The following is an 11,721-nucleotide window of genomic DNA, read 5'->3' as shown; positions in this document are numbered from 1 at the left end:
CGTACTCACTCCTCTACCCCGGTGCGCGCCCACTTCATCGAACGGAACCGCCACAGCACTCCCACCAGACGCAACACGACTGAGACAAAATAGCCGGCCCACACACCCGCGAGACCCCACCCCAGCCACATGGACAACAACGTCAAAGGCAAAAATCCACCGAGCATTGCGCCAATCGAAAGGTTGCGCAGGAAGACAGCGTCACTCGCTCCAAGCAGCACCCCGTCGAGCGCAAACACCGCACCCCCCACAACGATCATCGCCACCAACCACCGCCAAGGGACAGCCAGCGCGTCTGCCATGCCAGGATCATGCGTAAAAATCGACTGGATTGGCCCATCGAACACAAGAAAAACCGCAGCGAGCACAACCGCAAACACCGTAGCGTAGCGCGTAACAGCTGCACCTGTCCCTCTTGCGCGCTCCACGTTTCCCTGCCCAAGTGCAGCCCCTGTAAGCGTCTGAGCTGCAATTGCGAGCGAGTCCAGCACGAGGCTCAGGAAGTTCCACAACTGCAGCAACACCTGGTGCGCGGCCAATGCGAAGACACCAAAACGACCAGCGACTGCAGTAGCGGCGAGCAACGAAATCTGAAAGGAGGCGGAGCGCAAAATCAAGTCACGTCCAAGCACCAACTGATGGGCAATGACATTCCACTGTGGGCGCCAAACAGCGCCCTCTCCTCGATGTTCCTTTACAAGCGCCCCAACGAATAGTGAAGCGGTAATTCCCATTCCTATTACGTTGGCCACAGCAGAGCCCACCAGCCCAAAGTGGTCAACAAGCAAAGGCAATAGAACCGCCCCGGGTACAAGACCGCACAGCGTCAACACAAACGGTAGCCTGGTGTTTTGCACTCCTCGCATCCAACCATTACCTGCCATAATCAGCAGCGTCAGCGGAATAGCGACCGCCGCGACATGCATCCACTGCGCCGCGTCAGCAGACGTTTCCGCATTCTGAGTCAACGCAAACGCGATGGGTTCGGCGAACAGCCAAATAATCGACGCCAATCCGAGGCCCACGAGTATTGCCACCCACGAAGCCTGGACGCCTTCCGCGACCGCATCAGCACGCCGACCTGCGCCGTAAAGACGCGAGCTACGCGCGGTAGTGCCGTAGGAAAGAAACGTCAGCTGCGTGGTCACCGTAGATTGCACCGCAGTACCAGCAGCGAGCGCCGCAAGCTCAACCGTGCCCAGCCTTCCAACCACAGCAGTATCCAGCAGCAAATACAGAGGATTCGCCGCAAGCACGCCGAGGGCCGGTAGCGCCAAGGCAAAAATGTCACGCGCCCGCACACCATGTGTATTCGTCATACAGGAGCATCCTTACTCCGCAACGTAAGCGTCATGCAATGCAGCGAGAAGCCGATCTTGTACCTGTTCTTTCGTTCCTTGCGCCGAGTACCCCGCAGCTGGGCGGTGACCACCCCCGCCGAGCGCACTTGCAACGACGGAGACATCTACCTTTGTCGAGCGCAAGGAAATCCCCCACCGCTCCGAGTGGAACTGCTTGAGTACAACCCCGACGTCACTGCCAACGAGGACACGCGCGTAATCAATTACGGCTTCAACGGCAGTTTGGCTCATCGCTTGCATCGCAGCTTCATCAATACACATGAACGAAACTGTGAGATCATCGACTTGACGTGATTCCAAGCTTGCTAATGCACTACCCATCAAACGTAGGTCATCGGCCGTCATCTCGTCCGAAAGCTGCAGGGATATGTTCCTTGGATTGAGCCCGAATTCCAACAACTCTCCAGCAAGCGTATGCATTCTCGGGGAACCCCAACGGAAGTTACCTGTGTCGGTGACAAGCCCGGAATACAGGCAATAGGCTAGTTCAGCGTCTAACTCGACGCCGAGGTACGTAAACAGCTCCCGGATGATAGTCGTCGTCGATTCAGAATCGATAATGAGGTTCCGCGCTCCGAACCCGTCATTCGAACGGTGATGGTCAAGCACGATCACCCGCTCTTGCTGCGCCACAAGCTCAGATTGGTAGCATCCCGTTCGGTCTACCGAGGCACAATCAACCGTGACGATCAGCCCATCCGTTGGTAACGCTTCCCCATAGATGACCTCATCAACCCCCGGAATAGAGCGCAGGTTATTTGCGTGCGGGAATGGCTGGCCGATGTAAGCACTGGCTTCAATTCCGATCTGCCGCAATCCTCGAACAAGAGCGCACGCCGATCCAATCGCATCAGCATCGGGCTTGATATGGGCCAGCACCGCAACATTCGACGCGCTCTTAATGGCACCAGCAACTTTGCTAAATTCAGCCTCTGCTTGGGGAAATAACAAAGCCATAGTGCCTACTCTTCAATCGTCTTATACGGGTTTTCCTCACCTGCTGGCTGGGCGTTCTCTCGCAGTCGCGCCAGCTCCTCATCGCGACGACGAGCTTTCTCCAGCAGCTCTTCCATCCGCGCCGAGGACTCCGGCACCGTATCAAGCTTGAACTCAATCGTAGGAGTAAAGCGGACGCTCAACTGGTCGCCAACGATCTTGCGGATCTGTCCTCGGTGACGGTGCAGCGCCTCTGCAGCCTGATCGTAATCCGGCTCGTCGTCGATATTCTTTCCGCGGACCGTGTAGTAGACAGTCGCATCATGTAGGTCGCCGGTCATCCGGACGTCCGTAATAGTCACCAATTCGAGGCGACGGTCTTTCACTTCACGCTCTATCGCCGAAGCGACGATCATTTGGATCTGCTTCGCCAGGCGCTGCGCGCGAGGGTTCTCTGACATTTCGTCTCCTTTACTTCATTGGCACTAAACCTCCGAACAGTCTACCCTGCTACGACGCAGCCCACTACTTCAAGAAAAGAAACGGCCCTGCTCACTTCGCATTTGCGAAAGAGCAGGGCCGTTATCTCTCTACCGGCTAGTCGCGGGGGACTTCCACCATCTCGTATGTCTCGATGATGTCGTCGACCTGGATGTCCGGGTAGGACAGCACCATGCCGCATTCGTAGCCCTTTGCAACCTCTGTTGCGTCGTCCTTCTCGCGTCGCAGCGAGTCGATGGTCGCGTCCGAGGTAACAACGTTGCCGTCGCGCACGAGGCGAATCTTCGCTCCACGCTTGACCTTGCCTTCGGTAACCATGCAGCCTGCGATGAGGCCGACAGAAGATGCCTTGAAGATCTGACGGATCTCGGCCTTGCCCAGGTCCTTCTCTTCGTAGATCGGCTTCAGCATGCCCTTCAGGGCTGCCTCGACTTCCTCGATCGCCTTGTAGATCACCGAGTAGTAACGAATCTCGACGCCCTCGTTGTTGGCTTCTTCCGTGGCCTTGCCCTCAGCGCGGACATTGAATGCCACGATGACAGCGTCGGAAGCGGCCGCGAGCACGACGTTGGTCTGGGTAACAGCACCGACGCCACGGTCGATGATGTTTACCTCGACTTCGTCGTCGACCTCGATCTTGAGCAGCGCCTCCTCCAGAGCTTCCACCGAACCGGCGTTGTCGCCCTTGAGGATGAGGTTGAGCTGGCTGGTCTCCTTGAGCGCCTGATCCAGGTTCTCCAGGGAGACGCGCTTCTTGTTGCGCGCCTGCATAGCAGCGCGATGACGGGCGTCGCGCTGCGCAGCGATCTGGCGGGCAACACGGTCGTCCTCGACTACCAGGAGGTTGTCGCCTGGACCAGGAACGCCATTGAGGCCTTGTACCTGTACCGGGCGGGACGGGCCAGCCTCTTCAACGTCGTTGCCCCACTCGTCGACCATTCGGCGGACACGGCCGAAGTTGCCGCCCACAACGATGGAGTCGCCGACGCGCAACGTACCGCGCTGCACGATAACGGTGGAGACTGGGCCACGGCCACGGTCGAGGTGCGACTCGATAGCCACGCCCTGTGCATCCATGTCCGGGTTCGCCTGCAGCTCGAGAGCTGCGTCGGCGGTCAGCAAGACTGCCTCGAGCAGTTCGTCGATGCCGGTGCCCTGCTTCGCGGAGATGTCGATGAACATGGTGTCACCGCCGTACTCCTCCGGAACCAGTCCGTATTCGGTCAGCTGACCACGGATCTTCTCCGGCGAAGCCTCCGGCTTATCCACCTTGTTGACTGCAACCACGATAGGCAGGTCTGCAGCCTTGGCGTGGTTGATAGCCTCAACCGTCTGTGGCATCACGCCGTCGTCAGCAGCGACAACGAGGATAGCGAGGTCGGTCGACTTCGCACCGCGGGCACGCATTGCCGTGAACGCCTCGTGACCTGGGGTATCGAGGAAGGTGATCTTACGCTCAACGCCCTCCAGCTCAACGGTGGTCTGGTACGCACCGATGCCCTGGGTAATACCGCCGGCCTCGCCGCGCCCAACGTTGGCGCGACGAATTGTATCTAGCAAGCGGGTCTTACCGTGGTCCACGTGACCCATGACAGACACCACTGGTGGGCGCTGTTCAAGGTCCTCTTCGGTGCCTTCATCCTCACCGAACTGGAGGTCGAAGGACTCGAGAAGTTCGCGGTCCTCGTCCTCAGGAGAGACGATCTTAACCTCGTAGTTAATTTCGGCGCCGAGTAGCTGCAGCGTCTCCTCAGGAACCGACTGCGTTGCCGTTACCATTTCACCAAGGTTGAACAGCGCCTGCACCAGGTTCGATGCTTCGGTACCGATCTTGTCAGCGAAGTCAGCCAAGGTCGCGCCCTGACGCAGACGCACAGTCTTGCCACCGCCATCGGGAAGGCGTACGCCACCGATGACGTTTGGTGCGTGCATCTCTTCGTACTCGGCCCTCTTCTGGCCCTTCGACTTACGACGACGCCCTGGTGCGCCACCTGGACGGCCGAATGCACCAGCGGTTCCGCCACGACGTCCACCGCGACCGCGGAAACCGCCGCCCTGTGGGCCACCCGGGCCGTGTCCACCACGGCCGCGGCCGTGCCCACGACCACCACGGTTGTCCGACCCAGCCGCCTTGCGTGGCATTTGGGTTGGCGACGGTGCCGCTGCCATATCTGCTGGGGACGGACGACGGCTACCTTGACGCTGCGCGCCAGTCCCGCGACCCTGGCCCTGGTTCTGCCCTGGGCGTGGGCCACCTTGGCCACCGCGACCAGGCTGACCACCACGGCCACCCTGTGCACCGCGACCACCCGGACGTGGAGCTGGTCGTGCCCCACCAGTGTTGGAAGAAAATGGATTGTTGGCTACCCGTGGGCGGCCACCCGGCTTCGGCATCGGCCGCGGCATACCCGACGGCTTTGGTGCTGCAGGTTTCGCTGCGGCAGGCTTTGGTGCTGCAGGTTTTGCAGCACTTGGCTTTGGTGCCGCAGGCTTTGCTGCTGCAGGCTTCGGGGCAGCTGGCTTAGCAGCGCCGGGCTTTGGAGCGGCTGGTGTGGCAGCGCCGGGCTTTGGTGCTGCAGGTTTTGCAGCACTTGGCTTTGGTGCTGCTGGCTTTGCTGCGACAGGCTTCGACGCCTTACCAGCGGGCTTCGCTGCATCCTTATCCTTCGCGGATGCTTCTTCTCCGCCACCATTCTTTTGCTCGTACAGTGCCGTCATTTTCTTGACGACGGGAGGCTCAATGGTGGAGGAAGCTGTCTTTACGAATTCGCCCTCTTCCTTCAGAGTGGCGAGTAGTTCCTTGCTTGTTACGCCGAGTCGTTTTGCGAGCTCGTGTACGCGTAGCTTTCCGGGCACGTGTCTCCTCTTAGTTGGGCTAGAGGGCGGCACCGGAAACGGCGACCGGCCTCTAGACGTTGATTATGACTTTCATCGCTGATGCTGCTTCATTGTTGCGTTCTCATCAGTGTTCGGTCTTCCTTACTTCTGTTGGGTCTTTCGCCTTTTCAGCGAGGTACTTGTGTACATGACCTACGTCCGCCGGAGCGGACAGACGGAGGGCGCGAGAGAAAGCTCTACGCTCTTCCGCCAGCTTTAATGCATCCCATGTAGGGGTTATCCACGCTCCCCGCCCTGGTAATGATCGGGTCGGATCTACAAGAACAACACCTGGAACAGTACCGTCAGCAACAACCCGGAGCAATTCCCTATCTGGAAGTTTCCGGCCTGTGGCTATACAGGTGCGACGACGGATTGAGCGTTCGCTCGCTGAAGTCATCCACACCCTTCTTCCACATACTCGACATTGCTGAACGGCTATCGCGTGGCCAACACCACGATGGGAAAATTAGCCACGGACCAGCCTACGCCACTTTGCCAAGTTTTTATAAGCGTTGTGCGAATTCCCAACACAGAGGCCAGGATCTGGCGTCGTTAATCTGCGGCTGCGTCGGAGTGGATGTCAATCTTCCAACCGGTAAGGCGAGCAGCCAGACGTGCGTTCTGCCCCTCCTTGCCAATCGCAAGTGACAGCTGGTAGTCAGGCACGGTAACGCGCGCTACTTGCGCCACTGGGTCGACGACCTCGACCTTGACAACCTTCGATGGCGCCAGTGAGTTACCAACATACGTAGCCGGATCCTCTGCCCAATCGATGATGTCGATCTTTTCCCCGCCGAGCTCCTTCATCACGTTTGAGACACGCGAACCGCGCGGGCCGATGCATGCGCCTTTCGCGTTGACACCCTTCACCGTCGCCCGTACAGCGATCTTGGAGCGGTGCCCCGCCTCACGGGCAATGCCCACGATCTCAACGGTGCCATCTGCGATTTCCGGGACCTCAAGCGCGAACAGCCCGCGCACGAGCTCAGGGTGCGTGCGCGACAAACTTACCTGCACACGACGGTCAGACTTATTGACGCCAACTACGTACGCCTTAATGCGGTCACCGTGCTTGAGCGTTTCGGAAGGGCAAGCACCTACTCGCTAAACTGCGCGACGGAAACGTCGATGTGGCGCTGCTAGCCCTGCCTACACACGCGCCTGGAGTCAGTGAATTGGAACTCTATGACGAAGACTTCATCGTCGTAACAAATGAGAAACACAAGTTGTCTGGGCTCCAAAACCTTACTCTCGATGTCCTGGAAGAACTCGATTTGCTTCTTCTCGACGACGGCCACTGCCTGCGCGACCAAATAGTTGACCTTTGCAAGAACGTTCAAACTACACCCTCAAATTCAAGCCAATCAGATACACGGGCTGCGTCACTGACTACCATCATGCAGCTGGTTGTGGCTGGCCTTGGATCAACCCTCGTTCCCAAGTCAGCTATTGCAGCTGAGTGCACACGTCCTGGTTTGGGGCTTTCTACCTTCCAGAAGAGTGTCGACGCGAAGCGTACAATTGGACTGGCCTACCGCTCTTCTTCTTCCCGCATCCATGAGTTTGAGGAACTTGGAGCGTTGTGTAGAAAGGCGTACAAAGAGGTAGCGAAAACCAGTGATGCGATTCTGTCCCGCTAAACTGGGACGCTAGTTATGAAGGACCAGGAACAAACACCTAAGAAAGAACTCTTCCGCCAACTAGACAACGTGGAACTACGCGACGTCCGACGTCTTCGCCGTCGCATTCGACAGGCCAAGAACGGCAAGGAACTTAACAAAGTTGAAGAGGCAATTGCCCGAAGCTTGCACGTCGTTCGGGCGCGGGATGAACTCATTCCGAACATCGAGTACCCAGATGCACTCCCGGTTTCTCAGCGCAAGAATGACATCTTAGAAGCTGTCGCGAACCACCAAGTGACTGTTATTGCTGGTGAAACTGGATCCGGCAAGACCACCCAGATTCCTAAGATGCTGCTCGAGCTCGGCCGCGGTCGACGAGGGCGTATAGCGCATACTCAGCCGCGCCGTCTCGCTGCTAGAACTGTCGCTGAACGCATAGCGGACGAATTAGGTCAGAGCATTGGAGAATCGGTCGGCTACGCCATTCGCTTCGACGACAAGGTCAGCACCACTACCTCAGTGAAGCTCATGACAGACGGAATTCTTCTTACGGAGATTCAGCGTGATCGGTTCCTCAACGCGTACGACACCATCATTATCGATGAGGCGCACGAGCGTTCCCTGAACATCGACTTTTTGCTTGGATACGTCAAGGAGCTTCTCCCTAAACGCCCCGATCTGAAGGTCATCATCACGTCCGCCACCATTGACGTCGAACGCTTCGCGCAGCACTTCTGTGACGAAGAAGGCAACCCCGCCCCGATTATTGAGGTTTCAGGTCGTACCTACCCGGTTGAGGTGCGCTACCGTCCGCTCGTCGAAATTGCCGGTGAGCGTGAAATTGATATTGACATGATTGACGGTGTTATCGACGCCATCAAGGAGTTGATGGCAGAAGGCGACGGTGACATCCTCTGCTTTTTCGCGTCAGAACGTGACATCCGTGACTGCATGGAAGCAATTGAAAAGCAGCATTGGAAGAATGTTGAAGTCGCGCCACTTTTCGGACGCCTTTCGAACGCAGAACAGCACCGCGTCTTCTCCCCACATAGCGGGCGTAGGATCGTCCTCTCTACGAACATCGCCGAAACTTCGCTCACAGTGCCGGGAATTCACTACGTTGTGGACACTGGCCTCGCTCGCATTTCACGGTATTCAACGCGGACTAAAGTACAGCGTCTTCCAATTGAGGAGATATCCCAAGCCTCAGCAAACCAGCGCTCGGGCCGTTGTGGACGTGTTGCTGACGGTATCGCTATCCGCTTGTACTCGGAAGAGAACTTTAATTCACGCCCGGAATTTACTGACCCTGAAATATTGCGGACCAACTTGGCAAGTGTGATCCTGCAAATGATTTCTCTCAATCTCGGCGACATGCGGCACTTTCCATTCGTGGAATCCCCAGACGACAAAGCTATTCGCGATGGCCTTACACTCTTGTACGAGCTCGGTGCAATCAAAGCAATACCAAAGGGTGAACTTCCAAAACTCACGAAAATTGGCCATACGCTTGCGAAAATCCCAGTCGACCCCAAGATGGCTCGCATGCTCGTCGAGGCCGAACGCTACCGGGTGTTGGAGGATGTCACCGCAGTTGTCGCCCATATGTCGATTCAAGACGTGCGCGAACGCCCCCTGGAATTTCAGGCACAAGCAGACCAAGCCCATGCACGCTTCAAAGACAAGACATCCGACTTTCTTTCAGCGCTCAAGCTCTGGGATTACGTCGGAGGTCTCCGTGAAGAGCTTTCAGGCAATCAGTTCAGAAAGCGCATGAAGCGTGAGTATTTGCACTATATGCGAATTCGTGAATGGCACGACCTCGTTCGTCAGCTCCGCGACGTCGAACGTCGACTGGGCTGGGACGTCGACAAAGCAATGACAATGACAACGAAACGTGACGCTGACTCGATTCATCGAGCATTGCTCACTGGCTTACTTTCGAATATCGGTGCTCGCGACGGAAACAGCAAGGAATACCAAGGTGCTCGTGGTACCCGTTTCCTGATTTTCCCAGGGTCATCGCTGGCCAAGACCCCACCAGAGTTTTTGATGGCAAGCGAGCTTGTAGAAACCTCGCGGCTTTGGGCCAGAGACGTGGCAAAAGTAGAATCCTCATGGATCGAGCACGCGGCAGGATCACTCCTGAAACATGTCTATTCAGAACCGTTCTGGTCACGGAAACGCGCATGCGCAATGGTTCATCAAAAATCGTTATTGTACGGCATCCCTATCGTGCGAGACCGACTTATCCCCTACCACCGCGTTGATCCTACGGCTGCGCGCGAGATGTTTATTCGTCACGCACTCATTGACGGCGATTGGACGAGGACTCATAAGTTTCTCGAACACAACAGCTTGTTGCTAAGCGAAGCCGCAGAAGTTGAAGAAAAGCTACGGCGTAGGGGCATCGTCGTTGACGAAGACACTCTATTCGATTTCTACGACGTGAAACTGCCGGATTCAGTCACAACAGCGAACAATTTTGACAGTTGGTGGAAGAAGCAACAGCAGCTCGATCCCGGATATCTTCACTTTGATCCAAGTAAACTCGTTGACGATTCTGCCCAGACTATCTCTGCAGAAGACTTTCCAATGTCATGGTCACAAGGGTCGATGCGGTTCGATGTGTCGTACAAATTCGAGCCTGGAACCGCCTACGACGGTGTTACCATCGCAATTCCCCTGCCTCTACTGGCCAGCGTTGAATCAGTCGGATTTGACTGGCTTGTACCTGGGCTACGTAAAGAGTTGCTGACTGAACTCATTCGTTCACTGCCGAAACCACTACGCAAGGGCGTCGTCCCCGCTCCAGACTTCGCTGACCGTGCACTTGAGCGTATGACGTTCGATCCACGCACGTCGGTTACCGAAGCACTGGCTCAGGCCCTCACTGAATTGGGTGCCAGCGGCATTAGCGGGCATGATTTCCGCACGCACCTGCTGCCACCGCACTTGCTCATAACGTTTGCAGTCATTGATAAACGTGGGAAGATTGTCGACTCCGACAAGAGTCTCCTTGCTTTGAAGAAGCGTCGGGCCACACAGATTCGTTCTTCAGTCGCGAAAGCAAGCCGCCACTCTGAAACTGCCGAAGTTCCTGTATGGACCGAAGACACACTCGGCGATATTCCCGAAACTACGACCACAACCATTGATGGCAACAAAGTCGAGGCCTATCCTGCGCTCGAGGTGACTCCCAAAGGCGTTCGCGTTGCTGTGCATCCAACCCGGGCGAGTGCTGATGCATCAATGATGACGGCAACGCTCACGTTGCTGCTGCGGGCAATCGAGGTTTCCGATACTCAGATGACGAAGGGACTGCCACTACAGCAACGTGTCGCTGTTGATAGGTATCCACATGGCGGGGCTTCCGGCCTTGTCGAAGACGCTCGCGTTGCAGCAATCCGCGACGCGATGATTCAAGCCGGCGGCCCTGTGAGGTCACCTGCTGATTTCGACGCACTATGTGCGAAAATTAAACCGACTATTCCGGGAGCTGTCCGACGATCAATTGTATCGATCGCGCCAGGTCTCGCTGCATACTCAGATTTGATGCAAGAGCTCAAGAATTGGTCTGGTCCTGCGATTGACGATATTCGGGAGCAACTAGCATTCATGCTGCCCGCGAACGCTATCACGGTTCATGGCATGCAACACCTACAGCACCTCCCCCGTTACATAGAGGCAATCCAGATACGGCTTGAGCATCTAGAAGCGGAACCGGAACGTGACGAAGAGCGGCAGGCTGAAGTAGCAAATGCTAAGGCTTACCTAGAGCGACGAATGGAACAGCTCCCTGCCCAACGCAGAAAGACACGCGCATACAAGGACGTGATGTGGCGAATTCAGGAGCTGCGAGTGAGTTTGTTTGCACAACACCTTGGTACCCAAAAGCCTGTGAGCGTGCGTCGTATTGAAAAAATGGTCGATAAACTTCGCTAGTGAGCCTCGGACTTTATTCCAGTCCCTCTCGCTCGCGTCGTTTCATCAAGCGGATTTCCGACTGAAAATCTTCGGCGCTTTCAAAAGACTTGTACACCGAGGCAAATCTCAGGTACGCAACCTCGTCCAGTGTGCGAAGCGGTTCCAATACCGCCAGTCCAATGTCATTTGCCGCAACTTGAGAACTTCCTTGGGCCCGAACCGTCTCCTCTACTTGCTGCGCTAGCCGCTTCAATGCGTCGTCGCTAACGTTCCTGCCTTGACAAGCACGCCGAACACCAACGATCAACTTTTCCTTGTCGAACGGTTCAGTTACTCCATTGCGCTTCACAACGGTCAGCACGGCCTTCTCGATCGTTGTGAATCGGCCCCCGCACGAGGTGCACTCTCGCCGCCGCCGGATAGCAGAACCCCCGTCTACAACACGAGAATCTGTAACTCGCGATTGTTCGTGATGACAAAACGGACAGTACATC

The 11,721-nt window shown here is 56.6% G+C and carries 7 protein-coding genes and 2 pseudogenes; 2 read left to right on the top strand and 7 right to left on the bottom strand.

The annotated features are described in order from the left end of the window. Positions 1–5: 5 nt before the first annotated feature. The 6 genes and pseudogenes from ACXIUA_RS01125 to nusA all read right to left on the bottom strand — a co-directional run. The gene (locus ACXIUA_RS01125; protein ID WP_070478901.1) at positions 6–1,319 is read right to left on the bottom strand and encodes an MATE family efflux transporter; all 1,314 of its coding nucleotides are present in this window, start codon (positions 1,317–1,319) and stop codon (positions 6–8) included. A 12-nt stretch (positions 1,320–1,331) separates the two neighbouring features. After that, entirely contained in the window at positions 1,332–2,318 is a 987-nt protein-coding gene (locus ACXIUA_RS01120; RefSeq protein WP_288857488.1) for a DHH family phosphoesterase, read from the bottom strand. A gap of 5 nt (positions 2,319–2,323) precedes the next feature. Continuing rightward, entirely contained in the window at positions 2,324–2,758 is a 435-nt protein-coding gene (gene rbfA / locus ACXIUA_RS01115) for a 30S ribosome-binding factor RbfA (RefSeq protein WP_070362305.1), read from the bottom strand. Positions 2,759–2,894: 136 nt separating this feature from the next. Further along, positions 2,895–5,654, bottom strand: coding sequence for a translation initiation factor IF-2 (gene infB, locus ACXIUA_RS01110; protein WP_288857489.1), 2,760 nt, complete (start codon positions 5,652–5,654; stop codon positions 2,895–2,897). 106 nt (positions 5,655–5,760) lie between these two features. Further along, positions 5,761–6,075: a YlxR family protein gene (locus tag ACXIUA_RS01105; protein ID WP_457975918.1), complete on the bottom strand. Its 315-nt coding sequence runs from the start codon at positions 6,073–6,075 to the stop codon at positions 5,761–5,763. Between the two features lie 155 nt (positions 6,076–6,230). Continuing rightward, positions 6,231–6,767 (bottom strand): annotated as a pseudogene (gene nusA / locus ACXIUA_RS01100) (transcription termination/antitermination protein NusA); the annotation flags it as partial. 17 nt (positions 6,768–6,784) lie between these two features. On the opposite strand from nusA, the pseudogene ACXIUA_RS01095 reads away from it, so the two are divergent. Both ACXIUA_RS01095 and hrpA read left to right on the top strand, forming a co-directional pair. Beyond that, a pseudogene (locus ACXIUA_RS01095) lies at positions 6,785–7,318 on the top strand (LysR substrate-binding domain-containing protein); the annotation flags it as partial. Between the two features lie 15 nt (positions 7,319–7,333). After that, positions 7,334–11,245 carry an ATP-dependent RNA helicase HrpA gene (gene hrpA, locus ACXIUA_RS01090; protein WP_457975917.1) on the top strand — a complete coding sequence of 1,304 codons (3,912 nt, stop codon included), beginning with the start codon at positions 7,334–7,336 and terminating at the stop codon, positions 11,243–11,245. Between the two features lie 13 nt (positions 11,246–11,258). Here the strand turns inward: hrpA and nrdR are convergent, their stop codons facing one another. After that, entirely contained in the window at positions 11,259–11,720 is a 462-nt protein-coding gene (gene nrdR / locus ACXIUA_RS01085; protein WP_070362341.1) for a transcriptional regulator NrdR, read from the bottom strand. Position 11,721: the final 1 nt, after the last annotated feature.

It is taken from the genome of Corynebacterium sp. UMB8791 (genome assembly GCF_054166365.1).
Note: the sequence above shows the minus strand (reverse complement) of the source record. Positions and strands in the feature narration are given on the sequence as shown.